Genomic DNA, 22,048 nt, shown 5'->3' with positions numbered 1-22,048 from the left:
TTCCTTTTTTTAAACTTTTCCTAGCTCATTATATAAAAGAAAAGGGTGTTTGTCATCAAACTTTAGTCCTAAAAAAAAGCAACCCCTGACAGGGTTGCTAAATATGGTATTAAGTATACAAGTAAACGGAGAAAAAAATGAAAATCGCGCCAAGCATAACAAAGAGATGCCAGACCACATGCATAAACTTAACATTTTTTAAGTTGTAGAAGAAGGCACCAACGGTATAGGAAACCCCACCTAAGAATAAAAGTAAAAAACCATTGAATCCAAGTCCTTGATAGAGAGGTTTAATGGCAAGTAGGCATAACCAACCCATGAAGATATAGAGAATGACGTCCGTTTTTCCTCTTTTACTTAGCCAGATGGATTTATACACAATCCCACCAATAGCGAGTAACCAAATAACACTAAACAGTGCCCAACCGCGCCAACCGCCAATGACAACTAAACAAAAAGGAGTATAACTCCCAGCAATTAATAAATAAATCGAACTGTGATCGAATACTTGAAAGACTTTACGAGCCTTGGTAAAAATTAAACTATGGAACAAGGTTGAAAATAAAAAAAGTAAAATCATGGATGCCCCAAAAATACTATAAGAGACCACGCGAATGGGAGAACCCATGCTTGCGCCTTTAATAATCAATAAGACTAATCCTGCGATACTCAAACCTGTCCCAATACCATGTGTAATGGCGTTAAAGACCTCATTAACAACAAGGTATTTTTTAGAAACGTTTGTATGTTGCAACTTAAAGCTCCTCTCTCTTTTTTAGTGAAAATCTATTATATTTCTGTTATACTGTTCAACAGATAGATTAATTTAATTCTACATGATAATGTTTTATTTTGAAAGAGGTTTGAGAATGACGAATATAAAAATTGTGACAGACTCATCTTGCATTATTGCTCCAGAAAAAATGGTAGGTTTAGACGTTCATACAATCAATCTTTCCGTGATGATTGATGGGGTTATTTATGCTAATCCACGTGATTTGGACCCTCATGATTTCATGAACATGATGAAGGCATCTTCAACCTTACCTAAAACAAGTCAACCACCAATTGGTGAATTTGTGGAGTTATATGATACCTTAGGTGCTGATGGCAGTGAGATTATTTCCATTCATTTAACAGAGAAGTTAAGCGGGACGGTTAATACAGCACGCCAAGCGGCCAACATGTCAAAAAGTAATGTGACTGTGATTGATAGTGATTACATTGATCAAGCACTAGGCTTCCAAGTGTATCAAGCAGCCACAATGGCTAATGCAGGAGCGAGCAGAGAAGAGATTGTGGAAGCAATCGAGAGAACCAAAGAGAACACTCATCTTTATATAGGTGTGTCAACTTTAGACAATTTAGTTAAGGGTGGACGCGTAGGTAAAGTAATGGGTGCTTTATCAGGCTTTTTAAACATGCGTGTATTGCTACAATTAAAAGGTGGAGAATTAGAGTTACGAGCTAAAGGTAGAGGGAACAAAACTTTTACTAAATGGTTAGCAACGATGACAGACTCAATCTCACAAGCTAATATTACAACGATCGGTATCTCAGAGGCAGATGGTCGTGAGTTATCTGAAGAGTTAAAGAAAATGTTAGTAACGATGAAACCAGATATGTCTGTGCCTATTTTCCATACGACACCATTGGTTGCCACTCATGCAGGTGAAGGTGCCTTTGCGATTATGTACTGCACAAAATAAAATAGACTGTTGAAAGCAGATCGAAGGGTCTGCTTTTTTTGACTAGAGGGATGAAAATGACGAAAATAAAAGAAAACATGCCGTATCTTTTTTTATTTTTAGGTGTCATACTTACCACGTTTATTGTGACAAGTGTGCTTTTACCTAAAGCAGAATCAATTAAGCCTGATAACACAAAAGAGGAAACGGTTAAAAAAAATAAAGAAATATTAAGGCTGAGTGCGGTAGGAGATTCCTTAACAGAGGGGATTGGCGATAATACACAATCAGGGGGGTATTTACCCTTACTTCAACGTGACTTAAATGACAGTCAGCCAATTGATGTGGTTCAGGCTGAAAATTATGGTAAGTCTGGAGATCGTAGTGATCAAATACTGAAACGATTGAAAAAAAATGAGGACATGCAAGAATCAGTCAAAAAAGCGGATGTTATCTTAATTACAGTAGGCGGGAACGATTTAATGAAAGTTATCCAAACGAAGATGTTTGGCAAAATGACCTTAAAGACCTTTGAAAAGCCAAGGAAAAAATACCAAGAACAATTAGATAAACTGTACGAAGAAATTAGAAGCTTAAACGATCATGCTCCTATTTATCAACTAGGTATTTATAACCCGTTCTACAAGAATTTTTCAGAGATTGAAGAGATGCAAGAAATTGTAGACTTTTGGAACGAAGGCTCAGCTGAATTTACAGCGTCAGTTGATAATGCCTTTTTTGTTCCAATTAACGAAGACATCTACAATGGGTTGGCAACAATCGATGAAGTCGCAGCAGGTCATGACTTGGATGAGTTATTTGATGGGGTAGATGTTTTAAATAACTTACTATCTGAAGAAGATAGCTTTCATCCTAATAACTTAGGTTATCAAATTATTGCCAATGCCTTTAAGAGTAAAATGTTGGCCACTAAAGAATTGTGGCTAGATTAGGAGGACATAAATGTCGCTGAAACGAGGAGAAGGAAACATGAGACCAAGGGGTTGGTTTAATAATCTATGGAAAATGGCATTTTTTATTTTACTAGCGGTAGTTATAGGTTTTACAGCGCTAGTTTACACGAGGGTGACGACGACAAGAACGACTTACGATGCAAATGCCCCCAAAGTAGCGCACAAAAATGAACCAGTTTTAGATGTTGTCCTAAAAAAAGGACAAATTAATAATATCGTTGAGTTCTTTTTTGCAGATGCTGTTAAAGAATCAGGAATGGACTATCAATTTACACTCGGTAGTGACGCGATGCTAGACGGGACGTTTCAATTATTAGGTCATGATACTCACTTTTACCTTTATTTTGAACCTTATGTATTAAATGATGGTAATGTTCAATTAAAAGCCAAACATCTATCCGTAGGTAGTTTGAATGTGCCAATACCAGCAATGATTAACTATATTTCAAGAAGTATGGATTTTCCTGAATGGGTTGAGATTGACGCAGATAAGCAACTCATTACGCTACATTTAGATCAATTTACATTAGAAAATGGGATGAGTATTAGAGCCAATAAAATTAACTTGATTGATGATGAAATCAGTTTTAGTCTTTTCTTACCAACTAAGGAAAGTAAGAAGAAATAGTATCATAGGACAAATAAAGCGAGGTTAATGTATGAGACACAGTTTTTATCAGTTTACCCAAACGTATCGAGGGGCTTTACATCCGAATGCCCTTCATCGTTTGGCAGAAGATATCTTTAATGATACCCAGTTTCCAAAGCAATCGACTGATTATGATGAGGTGTCACTTTACTTAGAAACGAATGCCTATTATGTCACGAGTATGGATATATTTGATGAATTATGGGCCTTGTATGAACAAACCAAATAAATTAAAAGGAAGTGACCCCGTTGCAAGAACCGAACCAATCTAATAAAAAAAGGATTTCTTTGGCCAAGTATATTATAAGTATTCTTATTGTCGCCATATTAGCTTCAGGAACCACCATGTTTATCTATGAGTCAAAACACTCATCTGGAACGCTTGGTTTAGGGAGTGGCGATGCTGATTTATCTGAGCTGACGTACTTAAACCAATTAATCCAGTCGCAATACATTAAAGAAGTGGATCAACAGGATTTGATTGATGGTGCGATGAAAGGGATGATTGGCGCCATGGGTGATCCTTATTCAGACTATTTTGTTCCAGTAGAAGCCAAAGATTTTGATGACAGTGTTGCTGGAAGTTTTGAAGGAATTGGCGCAGTCATGAAGATAGAGAATGACTACCCAACAGTAGCAGAACCTCCTATTAAAGGCTCCCCGGCAGAAAAAGCAAAATTACAAGCCGGTGATGTGTTTATCAAAGTAGACGGTAAAAAAACAGAAGGACGCCCCTTGCAAGAAGTTGTAAAGGATGTTCGCGGAGAAAAAGGTACCACTGTGACAATCGATATTATTCGAGGAGACAGCAGTTTTCCAGTAGAAATTGTCAGAGATACAATTCCTGTTGAGTCTGTCAAAGGAAACATAGATGCTAAAAATAAGAGCGTTGGTTACATTCAAATTATTAGTTTTAATGAAACCACCACAGATGAGTTTAACGATAAGGTAACAGCTTTGCGAGAGCAGGGGGCCAAGTCATTCATTATTGATGTTCGAGGGAATCCTGGCGGAGTTCTAGGTGTTGTTGAGCGCATTACCAGTCGATTTTTAGAAGACGACCAAACCATCGTGTCATTTGAAGCGCGTGGTAAAAAGGAAGTATCCAAAGAAGTGGCTAGTAAAGAACTCGATAATGGAGACAAGATAAAGGAACCGACAGTGTTGTTAGTCGATGGTAACAGTGCTAGCGCGTCAGAAATTATGGCAGGAGCGTTTGTGGAATCTGCTGGATTAGATGTAGTCGGCGTCAAAACCTTTGGTAAAGGAACGGTTCAAACACTTATTCCTGTGCCGAGTGGTGGTGAAGTGAAGTTAACCATTAGTAAATGGTTAACACCAGACGGTCACTGGATTCACGAGAAAGGTGTCAAACCTACTGTGGAAGTGGATTACCCTGAGTACATGAAAACAACCGTCCTCGATCGTTCTTTAACTTACCAATTAGGAGTTGTTAATAAAAATGTTGAAACTATTCATTTATACTTAGAGGTTCTAGGGTATGGTGGAGACAAAAACAGTGACATCTATTCAGAAGAAACAGTTGAAAGTGTTAGAGCCTTCCAAAAGGATCACGATTTGAAAGAGACAGGTGTTGTAGACAAAGAGACCGCCTATTCTTTAGAAGAGGCGATTTACAATCATTGGAAAGCAAATGATGTACAATACAACAAAGCGTTAGAATTATTAGAAAAAAAATAAACTGAGAGGGAACATCTTATGTTCCCTTTTTTCTTGTGTTATTATAGAATATGATGAAGAATAACAAGGAAGATGGTGAAAACATGGAAAAGAAATTACTTGATTATTTTTGGCATTGGACAAAATTGTTGGTTGTGTGTACGATTTTTGTCATGATGATACGAGCCTTTTTTTTGATCCCAGTCGAAGTATCGGGAAATTCCATGGCACCGACATTAAAGGAAAATGATTTTATCATTACTGAAAATTTCAGTGAGGTCCATCGATTTGATGTTATTGTCTTTACATCTCCCACTGGAGGTACCTTAGTAAAACGAGTGATTGGGCTACCAGGCGATCAAATTATGTATGAAAAAGATCAATTGTATGTTAACGGAGACCCAGTAGAGGAACCCTTTTTGAAAGATGTGAAGAAAAAGAAGAATGAGTATGTGTTTACCACAGATTTTCATTCGAAAGATATTATAAATAGGAAAAAAATACCCGAGAATCAATATTTTGTTCTAGGGGATAATCGCAGGTTGAGTAAGGATAGTCGTTCTTTTGGTACCATTTCTGGTGAGAGTATACTAGGAAAAGGTCAGATTATTTACTATCCATTGAAAGACATGGGCATTATCAGATAACAGGGAGAGAAAAAAATGGCAACAATTCAATGGTTTCCTGGTCATATGGCCAAGGCAAGAAGAGAAGTAGCAGAAAAATTAAAATTAGTGGATATTGTACTAGAGATTGTGGACGCACGATTACCTATATCAAGTCGTAACCCAATGCTTGATACCATCATCCAACAAAAACCACGCATTATTTTATTAAACAAAGCTGATTTGGCAGATCCAATAGAAACAGCAAGATGGAAAGCTTATTTTGAAGCACAAGGTCATTCATGCCTATCAATTAATGCCAGTCAAGGGCAAGGTGTGAATAAAATTGTTCCTTTGGCAAAAGAAGTCTTAAAGGAAAAAATAGAACGACAAGCATCACGAGGAATCAAACCTCGCGCCATTAGAGCGATGTGTATTGGTATTCCAAACGTTGGGAAATCAACTCTTTTAAATCGTTTAGCTAAACGAAACATGGCTCGTACAGGGAACACGCCAGGTGTAACCAAAGGACAACAATGGTTAAAATCAGGGAATGAGTTAGAACTCTTAGATACTCCAGGTATTTTATGGCCTAAATTCGAGGATGAATTGATTGGTCGTAAATTAGCCTTAACTGGAGCTATTAAAGATACCTTACTACACATGGATGATTTAGCTTTGTTCGGTTTAGAATTCTTTAGAGTGAATTATCCAGGCCAATTAGCGCACCGCTATCAATTAAGTGAAGATGATTTAGAGTTATCAACGGTTGACCTATTAATGATCATCACAAAAAAACGTGGGTTTATGGAAGATTATGATAAAGGGAGTACCATGATCGTTCAAGAAATTAGAGATGGACGCATAGGGAAATATACCTTAGATAGAGTGGGAGAGCATGACTAAATTAACGGCCTCAGAAATAAAATTACGATTAAAAGAAGTGACGACTGAAGAAGATCTTTGGTTTCAAAGTATATTAACCGATGATAGGAAATCTGTTCAGACAAGCATTGCTTCGACTTTTAAACGCTTCGAAAAACAAAAGAAATTAGAAGCGCACTTCAAAGAAATGTGGCAATACGAAGAGCAAGCTAAAACAAAGGGTGCAACGTATATAGCTGGTATTGATGAAGTGGGTCGTGGGCCTTTAGCGGGTCCTGTTGTGGCCTGTGCAGTGATTTTACCTGATAGTTTTGATGTATTAGAAGTCAATGATTCTAAACAATTATCGTTAAGTAAGCGAGAAGAATTGTATGATAAGATTATGGATCAAGCGATAGCTGTTGGTATTGGGATGAAAGACGCAAGTGTTGTTGACGAAGTTAATATTTATCAAGCAACGAAACTAGCTATGATTGATGCAGTGACGGAGCTATCAATCCAACCAGACTTCTTATTGATTGACGCTATGACCTTAGATATGCCGATTCCTCAAGAAAATATCATTAAAGGGGATGCTAAGAGTATATCCATTGCGTGTGCGAGTATTATTGCAAAAGTGACCCGGGACCGAATGATGGTAGCTTATGATAAAGAATTTCCAGGTTATGGTTTTGCTAATAATGCTGGATATGGTACAAAAGTGCATTTAGAAGGAATAGAGACGTACGGGATTACACCTATTCATCGGAAAACCTTTGCGCCAATAAAAAATAAATAAAATGAGCCCCTTTTGCGAAACTTATGATTAAGAAATGAGCAAAGGGGTTTTTTTGTGATGGATACAAGATTGTTTGTGTTTCGGTTAAAGCATTTAAAAGGAATAGGCAACAAAGGGTTATTACGCCTATTGAACCATTATCTGGAGAACCCAGAAGAAGAGGAAAGTTTGCACGGTTACCTTACTTATGGAGGCGTACAGTCTCGATATAAAGAGCAGTTTGTGCATTCTTATTACGAAGCCAAACAGATTACTTACGATGAGTTTCTAGTGTTTAGTCAGACTTACCAAATGGTGACTTTATTAGAAGAAGAGTATCCCCGTTGTTTAGCAGAGATATATAACCCACCTATTTGTTTGTTCTATGTAGGCAGAATAGAGCTCTTGCAACAACCTATCATTGGGATGGTGGGTGCAAGAGATGCTTCTCCTCAAGGGAAAAAAATACTGGAAGAAATGATTCCGGCGATAGTAAAAAAAGAAATTGTTGTAGCTAGTGGTCTTGCTCGTGGAAATGACACTTGGGCCCATCAATTAACAATCAAAAATAAAGGGAACACTATTGGAGTGATTGGTACAGGTTTGGATATTAATTATCCCAAAGAAAATCGACGGCTACAAGAATATATGATGAAACACCACTTAGTCATAAGCGAATATTTACTTGGAACAGGCCCGAGAAGTTACCATTTTCCAAGTCGAAACCGAATTATAGCAGGTATTAGTAAAGGGGTATGCGTTATTGAAGCGAAAGAGCGAAGTGGCTCTTTAATTACAGCGCAGCTTGCTTTAGAGGAAGGAAGAGATGTTTTTGCTGTACCGGGTCATCCTTTTGATACAAATTCTCAGGGCTGTTTAAACCTTATTCAAGAGGGGGCAAAATGCACCTGGAAACCTTCAGATATTTTGGAGGAATGGGACTAAACTTGACGTCATAAATAAATTCCTTGCTTGACAAAGGCCTAACTAATAGTCTAAGATGATTAACGATTGTTGAACATTTAAAAAAGAAACATAAAATAGTAGGAAAAGAAGGGATTATTTATGAGTTATAAATATTTAGTGATTGTTGAATCCCCTGCAAAAGCCAAAACAATAGAAAAATACTTAGGTAAAAATTACAAGGTAGTAGCGAGTGTCGGCCACATTAGAGATTTGCCAAAAAGTAAGATGGGGATTGATATAGAGGATAATTACGAACCTCATTATATTAATATCCGTGGTAAGGGACCAGTTATTAAAGAGTTAAAAAAATACGCTAAAAAGGCGGATAAAGTTTACCTCGCAGCCGATCCGGACCGTGAAGGGGAAGCTATCGCTTGGCATTTAGCTCATATACTGGATTTAGATTTAAACGATAATAACCGTGTTGTGTTTAATGAGATTACGAAAGAAGCCGTTAAGGGAGCATTTAAAGAACCTAGAAAAATTAACGTGGACTTAGTAGATGCTCAACAAGCAAGACGTATCCTTGACCGTTTAGTTGGTTACTCCATTAGTCCAATTCTTTGGAAAAAAGTTAAAAAAGGATTGAGTGCGGGACGTGTTCAATCTGTTGCTTTAAAAATGATTATTGATAGAGAAAACGACATCAGAGAATTCAAACCAGAAGAATACTGGAGCATTACTGGTGACTTTGTTAAAGGTAAGAAAAAATTCAAAGCTAATTTTTACGGTGTAGATGGTAAGAAACAAAAACTGTCAACAGAAGCAGATGTAAAAGAGGTGACGGAGCGTTTAACAGGTCGTGACTACGAAATCCAAAAAATCACGAAAAAAGAACGCAAACGTAACCCAGCTCAACCCTTTACAACAAGTAGTTTACAACAAGAAGCAGCTAGAAAACTCAACTTTAGAACGCGTAAAACCATGATGGTAGCGCAACAATTGTATGAAGGGATTAAATTAGGTAAAGGCCAAGGAACAGTCGGTCTCATTACTTATATGCGTACGGATTCAACGCGCTTATCTGACACTGCTAAATCAGATGCGTATGATTTCATTGTTGAAAAATACGGTCAAGAATATGTAGCTGGCGCAAAAAAACCAGGGAAAAAAGCAGCAGGAGCGCAAGATGCTCATGAGGCAATCCGCCCATCTTCTGTTATGAGAACCCCTGAATCAATTAAAGAGTTCTTAGATAAAGACCAATTTAAATTGTATTCATTAATCTGGGCCCGTATGCTAGCAAGTCAAATGGCACCAGCTGTGTTGGACACGATGCGTGTTGACTTAGAACAAAACGGTGTGATGTTTGTTGCAAACGGCTCTAAAATTAAATTCCCAGGATTTACTAAAGTTTATATTGAAGGTAAAGACGAAGGAAAAGAAGACAAAGAAAACATCTTGCCAGATTTAGAAGAAAAAGAAATTGTTAAATCGGCAGATATCGAACCAAAACAACATTTCACGCAACCACCAGCACGATTTAGTGAGGCGACGTTGGTTAAGAGTTTAGAAGAAAATGGTGTTGGTCGTCCGTCAACGTATGCACCAACCCTTGAAACCATTCAACGTCGTTATTATGTTAAGCTAAATGCGAAACGGTTTGAACCTACTGAGTTAGGTGAAATCGTAAATGGGTTGGTTTGTGAATTCTTCCCTCGTATTGTAGACGTTAACTTTACGGCTCAAATGGAGAAAGATTTGGATAAGATTGCTATTGCTGAAGAAGAATGGCGCAAGGTAGTGGATCGTTTTTACCAACCATTCGCTAAAGAATTAGAAGTGGCAGAATCTCAAATGGAAAAAATCCAAATTAAAGATGAGCCCGCAGGATTCGATTGCGAAGAATGTGGCAACCCAATGCTAATTAAATTAGGTAAGTATGGTAAGTTTTATGCATGTAGTAACTTCCCTGATTGTCGTAATACAAAAGCCATTGTTAAGAAAATTGGCGTGACGTGTCCCACATGTAGTAAGGGTGAGGTTATTGAGAAGAAAACGAAGAAAAACCGTATTTTTTATGGTTGTGAAACGTACCCAGCCTGTGAATTTACTACATGGGATAAGCCAGTAGGTAGAGATTGTCCGAAATGTACTAAGTACTTAGTACAAAAGAAAATTCGAGGCGGTTTCCAAATTCAATGTAGCGATTGCGACTACAAGGAAAAAGAGCAAAAATAACGATGTGCAACTGTTAAAAAAATGTGTATAATCAAGATAATCAAAAGGGACAGAAACATTCACGTGTTTTGTGTCCCTTACTTATTTGTTTGGATAAAGGAAAGAGGCTAGAGAGATGACAGAAACCAGAGTAACAGTAATCGGGGCAGGATTGGCTGGAAGTGAAGCAGCGTGGCAAATAGCAGAACGTGGCGTGAAGGTTGATTTGTACGAAATGAGACAAATAAAAAAAACACCCGCGCATCATACAGATAAATTCGCAGAACTTGTGTGTACTAACTCCCTTCGAGCGAACAATGTAACGAATGCTGCAGGGCTTTTGAAAGAAGAAATGCGTCAATTTGATTCGATTATTATTCGTTCAGCAGAAAAGCATCAGATTCCTGCAGGTGGGGCGTTGGCAGTGGATAGAGAAAGTTTCTCTGGTCATGTTACTGATACACTCACTCACCACCCTAATATTACAGTGCATCATGAAGAAATCACCGAGATACCAACAGAAGGTATCACGATTATTGCGACTGGTCCATTAACCAGTGAACCTTTAGCGGAAAGTATCAGGGAATATACAGAGTCTGAAGGGTTATATTTTTACGATGCGGCGGCACCAATCATTGAAAAAGACAGTATCGATATGGATAAAGTCTACTTGAAATCACGTTATGATAAAGGAGAAGCAGCCTATCTTAATTGTCCGATGACAAGAGATGAATTTTATGCATTCAAAGAAGCGTTAATCACGGCTGAAGTGGCACCTTTAAAAGATTTTGAAGAAGAAAAGTTTTTTGATGGCTGTATGCCAGTGGAAGTTATGGCAGCTCGAGGAGATAAAACCTTGCTTTTTGGTCCTTTGAAACCAGTTGGATTAGAAGATCCTAAAACAGGTAGAAAACCGTATGCTGTGATTCAATTAAGACAAGATGATGCGGCGGCATCTTTATATAATATCGTTGGTTTTCAAACTCATCTCAAGTGGGGAGAACAAAAACGTATTGTCCGCATGATTCCAGGGTTAGAACAGGCGGATATTGTGAGATATGGTGTGATGCATCGTAACACCTTTATGAATTCTCCTAAATTACTTGAACCAACCTACCAATCTAAAAAGAACCCTAACATCTTTTTTGCTGGTCAAATGACAGGGGTTGAAGGGTATATTGAAAGTGCAGCCAGTGGTTTGATTGCAGGGATTAATGCCGCCCGCTTAGCGAAGGGTGAGAAAACAATGATCTTTTTCCCTGAAACAGCGATGGGAAGCATGGCCAATTATATTACGCATGCCTCTTCGTCTAATTTCCAACCAATGAATGCTAATTTTGGTATATTCCCAGAATTACCAAGACGAGTAAAAGATAAAAAGGAACGATACCAAGCCATTGCTAATCGCGCCTTAGATATGACCGATAGAATGAAGAAAAAAATCGGTTAATTATGAAAAGCATACTCAAGTGGTATGCTTTTCTTTTGTTCCTGATTTAGCACTCTTCTCCTTCGATTGCTAAAAATAAGAAGAATTTGTGATAAATTCCGTCAATATTCTTTAAATTATGACAATTTGTTTGTTTTAATATTTTTTATATGATACATTATTTTTGTAAATGGATGAAAGGGCTTGTAAACATGCTAGAATATATGGATTATTTCCTACGTTATTTAAAAACAGAACGGGACTATTCAGACAAAACCCAACGAGCGTATCAGGACGATATTAGTGATTTTTATCACTTTTTAACTGAAACAGGAAGTGCTGAAGTCACAGAAGTCTCTGTTCAAGATGTTCGAATTTACTTGTCACATTTAACAGATAAGGGATACAGTCGTAATTCCATGAGTCGTAAAATATCGAGTCTTCGCTCTTTTTATCATTTTTTAATGAGAGAAAAAATCGTGGAGGAGAACCCTTTTTCCTATATCCAATTGAAAAAACAAAATATGAAGCTACCGAGGTTTTTTTACGAGGAAGAGTTGAATCAATTGTTTGTTCAAGTGGAGGGTGAACGGCCTTTGGATTACCGAAATAAAGCATTACTTGAAGTGCTTTACGGGACAGGGATTCGTGTGACGGAATGTATCAACATTACCTTAGGGGATATTGATTGGCAAACGGACACGATGTTGATTCATGGTAAGGGTGGCAAGGAAAGGTATGTTCCTTTTGGTGCCGTGGCAAGCGATGGAATACAAGAATATCTTACTAAAGGGAGAGACCTTCTTTTAGTAAAAGCGAAGCAACCACATGATGTGTTATTTGTTAATCATAAAGGGGATCCGTTAACAGCCAGTGGGGTTCAGTATATTTTGAATCAACTAATCAAAAAAAGCACACTGACGACCAATATACATCCCCATATGCTGAGGCATACGTTTGCGACACATCTTTTAAATAATGGGGCTGATTTACGAACGGTTCAAGAATTATTGGGCCATGCTAGCCTATCATCTACACAGATCTATACGCATGTTACAACGGATAAATTACAACAAAGCTATCGTAATTTTCATCCAAGAGCATGATTATTAATAATAAAGGGGTATCTAACGAATGGGATATACAACATTTCACTCAACCACAATTTGTGCAGTTGAAAAAGACGGAAAATTTGCAATGGCAGGTGACGGCCAAGTAACAATGGGAGAATCCGTTGTTATGAAAGGCACGGCAAAAAAAGTTCGCCGAATTTATAACGATGAGGTCGTTGTAGGTTTTGCAGGAAGTGTCGCAGATGCCTTTAATTTAGAAGGAAAATTTGAAGCTAAATTGAATCAATATAAAGGGAATTTAATGCGTGCAGCGGTAGAACTTGCTATGGAATGGCGCAGTGATAAAATGATGCAAAAATTAGAAGCGATGCTAATTGTTATGAACGATAAGGAAATGCTTGTTGTATCAGGAACAGGGGAAGTGATTGCACCGGATGATGGTATCTTAGCTATTGGTTCTGGAGGCAACTATGCTCTGGCTGCAGCGAGAGCTATGAAACAAAATGGACGTGAGGATTTAACTGCTGGAGACATTGCTCGTGAAGCGTTGCATGTGGCAGGAGACATTTGCGTCTACACAAATCACAATATCATTGTAGAAGAATTGTAAGAGGATGGTCTAACATGGGAATGATGGAAAAAACACCAAGAGAAATCGTATCAGAATTAGATAAATATATTATTGGGCAACACACTGCTAAAAAATCAGTGTCTGTTGCGCTGAGAAATCGTTATCGTCGTATGCAATTAGAAGAAACGATGAAGCAAGAAATTACACCAAAAAATTTATTAATGATAGGGCCAACTGGAGTCGGTAAAACAGAAATCGCACGCCGTTTAGCTAAAATTGTGAGTGCGCCTTTTGTTAAAGTGGAAGCGACAAAATTTACAGAGGTTGGTTATGTCGGACGTGACGTTGAGTCAATGGTTCGTGATTTAGTTGAAGCAAGTGTTGTCATTGTTAAGAAACAACAATACAGTAATGTCTACAGTCAAGCAGCGAAAGCCGCTGACGAACGCTTAGTGAAACTTCTTGTACCAGGGATTAAAAAAGAAAAACGTCAATCTGGTAACCAATTTGATATGATGATGCAAATGATGAATTCTTTCCAAGCGGATAAAGAAGAGGATACAGAAGAAGTAACCGACACGATTCGTGTGAGCCGTGAAACAGTACAGTCTCAGCTTGAAAAAGGAATGCTTGAAGACCGTGAAATCACAATTGAAGTAGAAGAGAAAAAACAAATGCCATCAATGAACAACGGTTTAGAACAGATGGGCATTGATTTAAACGATACCTTGGGTGCTTTAACGCCTAAGAAAAAAATCAAGCGCACACTAACAGTAAAAGAAGCTCGTGAGATTTTAATTAACGAAGAATCTGAAAAATTAGTTAATGATGCTGATATTAATAGTGACGCTATTAAATTAGCTCAAAATCACGGCATTATTTTTATTGATGAGTTTGATAAAATTACATCGAAATCAGAATCACAAGGCCAAGTATCGCGTGAAGGAGTACAACGAGATATTTTACCAATCGTTGAAGGTTCTTTAGTGAATACTAAATACGGAGCTATTTCAACAGAGCATATTTTATTCATTGCTTCAGGAGCCTTCCACTTAAGCAAACCAAGTGATCTGATTCCTGAATTACAAGGTCGCTTCCCTATTCGTGTTGAATTAGACGATTTATCTGCAGAGGATTTTGTCCGTATCTTAACAGAGCCTGATAATGCGTTAATCAAGCAATACATTGCTTTACTTGAAACAGAAAACATTAACATTACCTTTACGAAGGAAGCCATAGAACGCATTGCTCATATTGCTTATGATGTTAACAGCGAAACAGATAACATCGGGGCACGACGCCTTCATACCATTTTAGAAAAATTATTAGAAGACTTATTATTTGAAGCACCAGATATGCAAATGGGAGAAATTACCATTACAGAAAATTATGTTAATGAGAAATTAGATCATATTGCTAAGGATGAAGATTTAAGTCGCTTCATTCTATAAGCAGTGATGAGGAAGGGTTTCAACCATGAAGCAACTATTAAATAAAACACGCATGATTAATGAATTATTACAAAAAGAAAATACTTTAAGCATGGAGAAGATTCTGCCATATAACTATATGGCAGATATTCTTGGGGATATTTTAGAGAGTAACGCTTATATTCTAAATAAAGAAGGCGTCTTACTTGGCTATATGATTGTCCATGATTTTAACACAAAACGCGTGCAGGAAATGGTGCACAATCAACAATTTCCGGATGCTTATATTCGTCACCTTCATACTTTTGACAGTACGGTGGAAAATGTCGGGATTGAGCATGATAGCACGGTTTTTCCTGTGGAGTTAAGAGAGGAATTACCGGATGCTTATACCACGATTATACCAATGTTTGGTGCTGGAGAGCGGTTAGGGACAATTATCTTAGGTCGTATCGGTAAGAAATTTAATGACATTGATTTGATTCTTGGAGAGTACAGTTCTACTGTTATAGGGATGCAAATACTCTATCAACAATCAAGAGAACAAGAAGAAAACATTCGCCACACAACGACTGTCCAATTAGCTATGAGTACCTTGTCTTACAGTGAATTAAAAGCAGTCGAAGCTATTTTTTATGAGCTAGAAGAAGATGAGGGTCGGGTAACAGCGTCCACAGTAGCAGATAAGGTTGGTATTACGAGGTCTGTGATTGTTAATGCTCTGAGGAAACTAGAATCAGCTGGTGTCATCGAAACACGTTCTCTGGGAATGAAGGGGACATATATTAAAATTATCAATCCCTTGTTTAAAGAAGAATTGACGAAACAATCATTAAGTTAAAGGTAGGTGCTTGAGGTGAGTGTTACTTTAGAAAATGAGACCCATGTGGTGAATCTGACAACAATGGGGGCAGAATTGCTTAGTTTTAAAGATAAACAACAGGAAGTAGAGTATATATGGCAAGGAGATCCGACCTTTTGGGGAAGACGTGCACCAGTGCTATTTCCAATTGTAGGTCGTTTAAAGAATGATTCATATACCTATGAGGGCAAACAATATACAATGACACAGCACGGTTTCGCAAGAGATGAAGTGTTTGAGGTAGAAGAGGTAAACGAAGACAGTGTCATTTTTTTATTGAAAAGTAACCCTCATACTTTGAGTATGTATCCCTTTGACTTTGAACTTAGGGTTGGGTATCAATTATGTCAGCATGATTTACACGTGACGTATCATGTGACGAGTTTGTCTGAGACTTTGATTTTTGGGATAGGGGGGCATCCTGCCTTTAACGTTCCCTTAGTGGAAGGTTGTCAGTACGATGATTTTTATTTGAATTTTAACCCATTAAAATCACGATTGATGATTCCGTTAGAAGGCCCATTCATTAACTTGTCAGAAAAAACATTAGGACAAACGAATACGCCGATTCAAATTAAGCGGTCTTTATTTGAAAACGACGCTGTTATTTTAGAAACCAGTGGTAAAAATAGTTTTACGATTGCGTCTGAAAAAACAGATCATTCTGTTACGTTGAGTTACCATGATTTTCCTTACGTTGGTTTTTGGACGCCATATGATAAAGAAGCACCATTTGTCTGTATAGAGCCTTGGTGTGGCATTGCGGACACGCTAGACGCTACAGGAGAATTAACTGAAAAGTTTGGTATGAACCATCTAGGACATGGAGAAGTGTTTAGTAGAACATATACGATATCAGTCAATTAAAAACAGCCCTCTGTAAAAAGAGGGCTGTTTTTAATTGATATAACTATGATCGTCAAGGTGCAATTCACTTAATATAATTGATGCGGTTTCTTCGATTGATTTTTGGGCCACATTGATTGTTAAACAGCCTAATTTTTGATACAAATTGTGGGCGAACTCTAATTCTAATTTGATTTTATTAATATCAGAGTATGCTGTATCAGGGTTAAGGCCGTAAGCTTTCATCCGTTCTTTACGAATGGAATTCAAGATTTTTGGGTCGTTAGTTAGACCAACAATTTTTTTAGGGTTCACTTCCCATAATTGTTGTGGAATATGAGCCTCAGGAATCAGAGGTAAGTTCGCAACTTTTAAGTTTTTATTTGCTAAAAAGAGACTAAGTGGTGTTTTAGACGTTCTTGACACACCCAGTAATAAAATATCCGCTTCTAAAAATCCCCTCGGGTCCTTCCCATCATCGTATTTAACAGCGAATTCCATGGCACTAATTCTTTCAAAATAGCTTTTGTTAAGAAAATGCATAGCGCCAGGGACACGCTTAGGTTCTATTTCTGTTCGTCTTGTTACTTCATCGATGAGAGGTGACAAAGGATCAATAGTAAAGATGTTGTGCTCTGCACAAAAAGCGTGAGAGATGTCTACAAGCTCTTTAGCAATAAGGGTTTGTAGGACAATCGCATCAACAGATTTAGCTTCCTGAAGGCATTCTAACAAATCCTCTGCAGATTGGACAAACGTTCGCTTAACCATGTGTATCTCAACGTCAGCGCGGTCATACTGGGCCACAGAAGCAGAGGCAAGTTTTGAGGCTGTATCCCCAGCAGAATCAGAAATGATATAAAAATAAAGGTGTTTTTTTGACATAATCTCGTACCCTTCTCATGTTTTTACTTTCATTCAATTATAGCATATAATAAAGGGGAATTAGGCAAGAGGTGAAAAATTTGGAAGAAAAACTAGATCAAGCAATGGTCATTATGAAAAATAAAGGATTTAAAAACACAAAACGTCGTGTGGAAATTTTGACGTTTTTAATCAGGGAAAATCGGTACGTAGGAGCCGTTGAGGTCTTCGATTACATGAATTCTTTGTATTCTGGCATTAGTTACGACACAATTTACCGAAATTTGAAAGATTTTTCTTTAATGGGGGTACTTGAAGAAACAGAGCTTATGGGGGAGAAAAAATACCGTTTTCATTGCGACGTTTCAGCGTGTGATCATCACCACCATCACTTTATTTGCACGGGTTGCGGGGCGACTAAGGAGATTCATCTTTGCCCAATGGACTTCTTTAAAGAGCAGCTACCAGGATGCGAAATTGAGGGCCATCGCTTCGAAATTTTGGGTAAATGTGAAAATTGTTTAAAAAATATTGTCTAGAATAGTTGACTGAAAAAAAGCTATTAGTTATAATGTATAACGAACGGTTTTTTGTTTAATATTTTTTTATAAAAAACGGTTACCAGAAAAGTTTAGAGGGAGGGATTTATATGTCAAAAACTGTTGTTCGTAAAAACGAATCATTAGATGACGCTCTTCGTCGCTTCAAACGTTCCGTTTCTAAAACTGGTACTATGCAAGAGTATCGCAAACGCGAGTACTACGAAAAACCAAGCGTGAAGCGTAAGAAAAAGTCTGAAGCTGCAAGAAAACGTAAAAAATTCTAGTTTTCATGAATGGATCTGATATTTATGTCACTGTTAAGTAGATTAAATGATGATATCAAAACAGCGATGAAAAGTAAGGATAAAGATGTTTTATCTGTTCTTAGAATGATGAAAGCCTCTATCCAAAACGAAGAAATTAAGTCAGGTACGTCTTTAACACCTGATGACGAGCTAACTGTTTTATCTCGCGAAATGAAACAACGTAAAGATTCTCTTGAAGAATTTTCAAAAGCTGACCGTATGGACTTAGTTGAGAAGATTGAACGAGAAATTCTGATTGTTTCTAAGTATATGCCTGAACAATTGTCAGATGACGAGTTGAAATCATTGATTCAAGAAGCGGTTAATGCAACCGGAGCTTCTAGTATGAAGGATTTTGGTAAAGTGATGGGCGCTATTATGCCAAAAACAAAAGGTAAAGCGGACGGCCAAAAGGTAAACGCTTTTGTAAAAGAGCAATTGTCTTAATAAAAAAGTGGTGAGGAAACTCACCGCTTTTTCTTTTTTGCCCTTTTCTTTATGATAAGTGATATTTATGGTATTATTTATAGATAATGATGATTAAAGGAGTTGTAAAGTATTTGATTCATACTGAGAAAAAGACGATGGATATTGTTCTTAACGATGCCAGTGATTTAAACGAGATATTTGGAAATCACGACAAACATTTAAAAATGTTGGAAGACTCTCTCAATGTAGTGATTTCCAACAGAGGAGAAATTGTTCACATTAGTGGGAATGAGACCCAAGTCAATCAGGTTCATGCCATATTAAGCGACTTACATAAATTAGTTAATCGTGGTCATAGTGTGACATCAACAGATGTTTTAACAGCGATTCAGATGGCAAAGAAAGATGAATTAGATCAATTTTTAGCCTTATTTGAAAACACATTAATCAAAGATTTTAAAGGACAACCAATTAAAGTCAAAAACATGGGTCAAAAACACTACATTGATGCCATTAAACAAAATGACATCGTGTTTGGTATTGGGCCCGCTGGAACAGGTAAAACATTCTTAGCAGTAGTGATGGCCATTGCTGCATTGAAAAAAGGCCAAGTAGAAAAAATAGTGTTAACAAGACCTGCGGTAGAGGCTGGAGAAAATCTGGGCTTTCTGCCAGGGGACTTACAAGAAAAAGTGAATCCTTATTTACGTCCGATTTATGATGCGTTGTATCAATTATTAGGAACAGAGCACACGAATCGACTCATGGAGCGTGGCGTTATCGAAATAGCCCCCTTAGCTTACATGAGAGGGCGTACATTAGAAAATGCCTTTGTTATATTGGACGAGGCTCAAAACACCACAGCGTCGCAAATGAAGATGTTTTTGACCCGGTTAGGTAATGATTCAAAAATGATCGTCAATGGTGATAAAACACAAATCGATTTACCTAGAGGCGTTCAAAGCGGGTTAATTCAAGCTGAAGGTATCTTAAAGGGAATTAAACGCATTCAGTTTGTTGGATTTTCTGCTACTGATGTTGTTAGACACCCTGTAGTGGCTGATATTATTAAAGCTTATGCAGAGTTGTCGTAATTGTGATAGTCGCTGAGATAAAAGAGGTGATCCGATGAAAATAGATGTAAGGAAGATTCCTGAGAAATTAGGAAAAAAATATTTACCCCTTGTTCTAATTGTGACCTCGGTCTTGCTCTTTGCTATGTTGTTTGGCAGTGTGAGACAAAAAACGATTACCTTTAACGAGGGGCAATTAGCCGAAGAGACGATACGAGCGAGTAAAACCGTAGAAAACAAAAAAGAAACAGAAGAGAAGCAACGCTTAGCAATGGAGGCGGTCCTTCCTGAGTACACGTATGAACCAAACAAGGCTCAAAATCAAGAACGTTTAATCAATGCCATGTTCACCATGATTGATGACGTAATGACGGAAGCAAAAGAATTGCAAAACACAGAGGATAAATCAAAGTCTAAGAGTAAAACAACGAGCAACGAGTTGGTTGCAGAAGATCTCTTGCCTTTATTGAAGTCCAAATTTGAAAAATTAAACCCTGGGGACTTAGCTTACTTTAATTCTTTTACAGATGCTTTTTATGAGACGTTGTTCACTATGAGTACGGGGCAACTTAAGCAAGTGCAAGAAGAAACCCTAGATGTAGTTGGCGAAGCGATGTCCAAAAAAATTCGTAATTCAACATTAAACATGGAGAAACAAAAAGCAAAAGACGCGATTCAATACATTGGTATGACAACAGAGATGCAACAGTCAGTTGTGACAATCACGGATAAAAGCATTGTTGTTAATGAAATCGCCAATGATAAAGTAACCGAATCAATCCGAGAAAATGCCAAACATAACGTCCAACCTGTCATGATTTATCAAGGCGAGATCATTGTGCGTGAAGGGGAGCAGATTGATGAGAAGTCACTTGAAAAAATCGATCTTTTAGGCCTTCGTAATCAGTCTACATCTGTGTTCCCACTTATTTCGATGATGTTAGCTTTAGGCATTCAAGTGCTACTTCTAGTCTACATTTTACGAAAACAAGATGAACGTAGGGAACAAGTGAAACAGATTACGTTTTATGCCATCGCTATCTTAGTAGGCGTTATCTTTATGAAATTTTTATATTTATTCCAAAAAGATACCTCTATTAATGTGGGATTGTTGTACCCTGCAGCCTTTGTTCCTGTGTTGTTAACAATTTTCCTGAACCGAAAGTGGGGGCTTATGTCAGCAGTATTCCAATCAGTGTTCTCCATTTTTATCTTTTATAACTTGGCTGGAACCACTTCCTTGTTAGTTATTTCCTTATTTTATTCATTTTGTGGGAGTATCGCAACATTGTTAAATCGCAAAAGAATTGGAACCCAATTAAAAGAAGCTTTCTTCTTATTAATTGTGATTCCTATCTTGCTTATTACTGTATTGACAGCGTATCAAGGATTAGACTTTGGTGACAGTCGGACATTAACCAGTATCTTTATTGCTTCTGGTAGTGGCCTGTTCTCCTTCATTTTGGCGATTGGCCTGTATCCGTACATTGAACTTATATTGAACGATGACAGTGTGATTGTTTTAAATGAGTTAAGTAATCCGAACCATCCTTTATTAAAACAGTTGCTTCAAGAAGCGCCTGGAACGTACCATCATAGTATGATGGTAGCCAGTTTAAGTGCCAATGCAGTCGCTGAAATAGGGGGGCGTTCTCTATTGACTAGGGTAGCGTGTTATTACCATGATATTGGCAAAATTAAACATGCGAACTTTTTTGTGGAGAATTTACCAGCAGGAGCTGAGAACCCACATAATTTCTTATTACCCTCAGATAGTAAAGAGATTATTTTTGGTCACGTGACAGAAGGGGTTAAGATTCTTAAAAAAGAAAGAATGCCCCAATTTGTTATTGACGTCTGCCAACAGCATCATGGCACGACCCTGATGAAGTATTTTTACATAAAAGAAAGCGAAAGAAATCCTGAAACAATGGAAGAAGCGTTCCGTTATCCAGGACCAAAACCACAGTCCAGAGAGGCTGGTATTATTAACATCGCTGATAGCGCAGAAGCGGCTGTTAGAGCAATGGATCATCCGTCCAACGAAAAAATTCAAGAGTTTGTTCATGGGTTGATTCGTTCACGATTAGAAGATGGTCAGCTGATTGAAACGGGTCTTACATTGAATGAAATTGCTATCGTAGAAAAATCGATTATCGATGGTCTATGCAGTACGTTCCATTCGCGAATTAAATACCCGAAAATGAAATCAGAAGCAGAAAAAATGATACAAGAACAAGAAGGAAGAAGGAACGAATAA

General features: G+C 37.6%; 23 protein-coding genes. 21 read left to right on the top strand and 2 right to left on the bottom strand.

The window, feature by feature from the left end; genetic code table 11:
* Positions 1 to 109: 109 nt before the first annotated feature.
* Positions 110 to 754: a PAQR family membrane homeostasis protein TrhA gene (gene trhA, locus ACVWM0_RS06295; RefSeq protein WP_476471795.1), complete on the bottom strand. Its 645-nt coding sequence runs from the start codon at positions 752 to 754 to the stop codon at positions 110 to 112.
* A 115-nt stretch (positions 755 to 869) separates the two neighbouring features.
* Between trhA and ACVWM0_RS06290 the strand changes: the two genes are divergently transcribed.
* The 16 genes from ACVWM0_RS06290 (at position 870) to ACVWM0_RS06215 (ending at position 16,596) form a co-directional block, all read left to right on the top strand.
* Entirely contained in the window at positions 870 to 1,709 is an 840-nt protein-coding gene (locus ACVWM0_RS06290; RefSeq protein WP_476471794.1) for a DegV family protein, read from the top strand.
* Positions 1,710 to 1,765: 56 nt separating this feature from the next.
* A complete protein-coding gene (locus ACVWM0_RS06285; protein ID WP_476471793.1) occupies positions 1,766 to 2,641 on the top strand; it encodes an SGNH/GDSL hydrolase family protein in 876 nt (291 codons plus the stop codon).
* A 10-nt stretch (positions 2,642 to 2,651) separates the two neighbouring features.
* Positions 2,652 to 3,290 carry a YpmS family protein gene (locus tag ACVWM0_RS06280; protein WP_476471792.1) on the top strand — a complete coding sequence of 213 codons (639 nt, stop codon included), beginning with the start codon at positions 2,652 to 2,654 and terminating at the stop codon, positions 3,288 to 3,290.
* A gap of 31 nt (positions 3,291 to 3,321) precedes the next feature.
* Positions 3,322 to 3,540: a YozE family protein gene (locus ACVWM0_RS06275; protein WP_476471791.1), complete on the top strand. Its 219-nt coding sequence runs from the start codon at positions 3,322 to 3,324 to the stop codon at positions 3,538 to 3,540.
* Between the two features lie 20 nt (positions 3,541 to 3,560).
* A complete protein-coding gene (locus tag ACVWM0_RS06270) occupies positions 3,561 to 5,012 on the top strand; it encodes a S41 family peptidase (protein ID WP_476471790.1) in 1,452 nt (483 codons plus the stop codon).
* Between the two features lie 83 nt (positions 5,013 to 5,095).
* Complete coding sequence (lepB, locus tag ACVWM0_RS06265) at positions 5,096 to 5,638, top strand: signal peptidase I (protein WP_476471789.1); 543 nt, start codon at positions 5,096 to 5,098, stop codon at positions 5,636 to 5,638.
* Positions 5,639 to 5,653: 15 nt separating this feature from the next.
* The gene (gene ylqF / locus ACVWM0_RS06260) at positions 5,654 to 6,502 is read left to right on the top strand and encodes a ribosome biogenesis GTPase YlqF (protein WP_476471788.1); all 849 of its coding nucleotides are present in this window, start codon (positions 5,654 to 5,656) and stop codon (positions 6,500 to 6,502) included.
* A complete protein-coding gene (locus ACVWM0_RS06255; RefSeq protein ID WP_476471787.1) occupies positions 6,495 to 7,259 on the top strand; it encodes a ribonuclease HII in 765 nt (254 codons plus the stop codon). Before ylqF ends, ACVWM0_RS06255 begins: the two co-directional genes overlap by 8 nt.
* A 57-nt stretch (positions 7,260 to 7,316) precedes the next feature.
* Positions 7,317 to 8,183, top strand: coding sequence for a DNA-processing protein DprA (gene dprA / locus ACVWM0_RS06250; protein WP_476471786.1), 867 nt, complete (start codon positions 7,317 to 7,319; stop codon positions 8,181 to 8,183).
* Positions 8,184 to 8,303: 120 nt separating this feature from the next.
* Positions 8,304 to 10,385: a type I DNA topoisomerase gene (gene topA, locus ACVWM0_RS06245; protein WP_476471785.1), complete on the top strand. Its 2,082-nt coding sequence runs from the start codon at positions 8,304 to 8,306 to the stop codon at positions 10,383 to 10,385.
* A 115-nt stretch (positions 10,386 to 10,500) separates the two neighbouring features.
* On the top strand, positions 10,501 to 11,814 hold the full coding sequence (trmFO, locus tag ACVWM0_RS06240; RefSeq protein WP_476471784.1) for a methylenetetrahydrofolate--tRNA-(uracil(54)-C(5))-methyltransferase (FADH(2)-oxidizing) TrmFO: 1,314 nt from the start codon (positions 10,501 to 10,503) through the stop codon (positions 11,812 to 11,814).
* Between the two features lie 191 nt (positions 11,815 to 12,005).
* On the top strand, positions 12,006 to 12,899 hold the full coding sequence (gene xerC, locus ACVWM0_RS06235) for a tyrosine recombinase XerC (protein WP_476471783.1): 894 nt from the start codon (positions 12,006 to 12,008) through the stop codon (positions 12,897 to 12,899).
* A gap of 28 nt (positions 12,900 to 12,927) precedes the next feature.
* Positions 12,928 to 13,476 (top strand): ATP-dependent protease subunit HslV, encoded by a 549-nt coding sequence (gene hslV, locus ACVWM0_RS06230; protein ID WP_476471782.1) that lies wholly within the window; start codon positions 12,928 to 12,930, stop codon positions 13,474 to 13,476.
* Between the two features lie 14 nt (positions 13,477 to 13,490).
* Complete coding sequence (gene hslU / locus ACVWM0_RS06225) at positions 13,491 to 14,888, top strand: ATP-dependent protease ATPase subunit HslU (protein ID WP_476471781.1); 1,398 nt, start codon at positions 13,491 to 13,493, stop codon at positions 14,886 to 14,888.
* Between the two features lie 25 nt (positions 14,889 to 14,913).
* On the top strand, positions 14,914 to 15,708 hold the full coding sequence (codY, locus tag ACVWM0_RS06220) for a GTP-sensing pleiotropic transcriptional regulator CodY (RefSeq protein ID WP_476471780.1): 795 nt from the start codon (positions 14,914 to 14,916) through the stop codon (positions 15,706 to 15,708).
* Between the two features lie 15 nt (positions 15,709 to 15,723).
* A complete protein-coding gene (locus ACVWM0_RS06215; RefSeq protein ID WP_476471779.1) occupies positions 15,724 to 16,596 on the top strand; it encodes an aldose 1-epimerase family protein in 873 nt (290 codons plus the stop codon).
* A 30-nt stretch (positions 16,597 to 16,626) separates the two neighbouring features.
* On the opposite strand, the gene ACVWM0_RS06210 is transcribed toward ACVWM0_RS06215, so the two are convergent.
* On the bottom strand, positions 16,627 to 17,460 hold the full coding sequence (locus ACVWM0_RS06210) for a pyruvate, water dikinase regulatory protein (protein ID WP_476471778.1): 834 nt from the start codon (positions 17,458 to 17,460) through the stop codon (positions 16,627 to 16,629).
* A gap of 104 nt (positions 17,461 to 17,564) precedes the next feature.
* Here ACVWM0_RS06210 and ACVWM0_RS06205 point away from each other — a divergent pair, with 104 nt between their 5' ends.
* From ACVWM0_RS06205 to ACVWM0_RS06185, 5 genes are all read left to right on the top strand, one after another.
* The gene (locus tag ACVWM0_RS06205; protein ID WP_476473677.1) at positions 17,565 to 17,978 is read left to right on the top strand and encodes a Fur family transcriptional regulator; all 414 of its coding nucleotides are present in this window, start codon (positions 17,565 to 17,567) and stop codon (positions 17,976 to 17,978) included.
* Between the two features lie 110 nt (positions 17,979 to 18,088).
* Positions 18,089 to 18,265, top strand: coding sequence for a 30S ribosomal protein S21 (rpsU, locus tag ACVWM0_RS06200; protein WP_476471777.1), 177 nt, complete (start codon positions 18,089 to 18,091; stop codon positions 18,263 to 18,265).
* Between the two features lie 24 nt (positions 18,266 to 18,289).
* Positions 18,290 to 18,733 (top strand): GatB/YqeY domain-containing protein, encoded by a 444-nt coding sequence (locus ACVWM0_RS06195; protein WP_476471776.1) that lies wholly within the window; start codon positions 18,290 to 18,292, stop codon positions 18,731 to 18,733.
* A gap of 116 nt (positions 18,734 to 18,849) precedes the next feature.
* Positions 18,850 to 19,809 carry a PhoH family protein gene (locus ACVWM0_RS06190; RefSeq protein WP_476473676.1) on the top strand — a complete coding sequence of 320 codons (960 nt, stop codon included), beginning with the start codon at positions 18,850 to 18,852 and terminating at the stop codon, positions 19,807 to 19,809.
* Positions 19,810 to 19,843: 34 nt separating this feature from the next.
* The gene (locus ACVWM0_RS06185; protein WP_476471775.1) at positions 19,844 to 22,048 is read left to right on the top strand and encodes an HD family phosphohydrolase; all 2,205 of its coding nucleotides are present in this window, start codon (positions 19,844 to 19,846) and stop codon (positions 22,046 to 22,048) included.

This window comes from Vagococcus sp. 211 (assembly GCF_056322705.1).
Note: the sequence above shows the minus strand (reverse complement) of the source record. Positions and strands in the feature narration are given on the sequence as shown.

Excerpts from the sequence above, each read along its gene's own strand:
- ACVWM0_RS06290 (WP_476471794.1), top strand. The coding sequence starts at position 870 with ATGACGAATATAAAAATTGTGACAGACTCATCTTGCATTATTGCTCCA.
- hslV (WP_476471782.1), top strand. The coding sequence starts at position 12,928 with ATGGGATATACAACATTTCACTCAACCACAATTTGTGCAGTTGAAAAA.
- ACVWM0_RS06195 (WP_476471776.1), top strand. The coding sequence starts at position 18,290 with ATGTCACTGTTAAGTAGATTAAATGATGATATCAAAACAGCGATGAAA.
- ACVWM0_RS06275 (WP_476471791.1), top strand. The coding sequence starts at position 3,322 with ATGAGACACAGTTTTTATCAGTTTACCCAAACGTATCGAGGGGCTTTA.
- lepB (WP_476471789.1), top strand. The coding sequence starts at position 5,096 with ATGGAAAAGAAATTACTTGATTATTTTTGGCATTGGACAAAATTGTTG.
- ACVWM0_RS06285 (WP_476471793.1), top strand. The coding sequence starts at position 1,766 with ATGACGAAAATAAAAGAAAACATGCCGTATCTTTTTTTATTTTTAGGT.
- rpsU (WP_476471777.1), top strand. The coding sequence starts at position 18,089 with ATGTCAAAAACTGTTGTTCGTAAAAACGAATCATTAGATGACGCTCTT.
- topA (WP_476471785.1), top strand. The coding sequence starts at position 8,304 with ATGAGTTATAAATATTTAGTGATTGTTGAATCCCCTGCAAAAGCCAAA.
- xerC (WP_476471783.1), top strand. The coding sequence starts at position 12,006 with ATGCTAGAATATATGGATTATTTCCTACGTTATTTAAAAACAGAACGG.
- ACVWM0_RS06205 (WP_476473677.1), top strand. The coding sequence starts at position 17,565 with ATGGTCATTATGAAAAATAAAGGATTTAAAAACACAAAACGTCGTGTG.
- dprA (WP_476471786.1), top strand. The coding sequence starts at position 7,317 with ATGGATACAAGATTGTTTGTGTTTCGGTTAAAGCATTTAAAAGGAATA.
- ACVWM0_RS06280 (WP_476471792.1), top strand. The coding sequence starts at position 2,652 with ATGTCGCTGAAACGAGGAGAAGGAAACATGAGACCAAGGGGTTGGTTT.
- hslU (WP_476471781.1), top strand. The coding sequence starts at position 13,491 with ATGGGAATGATGGAAAAAACACCAAGAGAAATCGTATCAGAATTAGAT.
- trmFO (WP_476471784.1), top strand. The coding sequence starts at position 10,501 with ATGACAGAAACCAGAGTAACAGTAATCGGGGCAGGATTGGCTGGAAGT.
- ACVWM0_RS06255 (WP_476471787.1), top strand. The coding sequence starts at position 6,495 with ATGACTAAATTAACGGCCTCAGAAATAAAATTACGATTAAAAGAAGTG.
- ylqF (WP_476471788.1), top strand. The coding sequence starts at position 5,654 with ATGGCAACAATTCAATGGTTTCCTGGTCATATGGCCAAGGCAAGAAGA.
- ACVWM0_RS06185 (WP_476471775.1), top strand. The coding sequence starts at position 19,844 with ATGAAAATAGATGTAAGGAAGATTCCTGAGAAATTAGGAAAAAAATAT.
- ACVWM0_RS06210 (WP_476471778.1), bottom strand. The coding sequence starts at position 17,460 with ATGTCAAAAAAACACCTTTATTTTTATATCATTTCTGATTCTGCTGGG.
- codY (WP_476471780.1), top strand. The coding sequence starts at position 14,914 with ATGAAGCAACTATTAAATAAAACACGCATGATTAATGAATTATTACAA.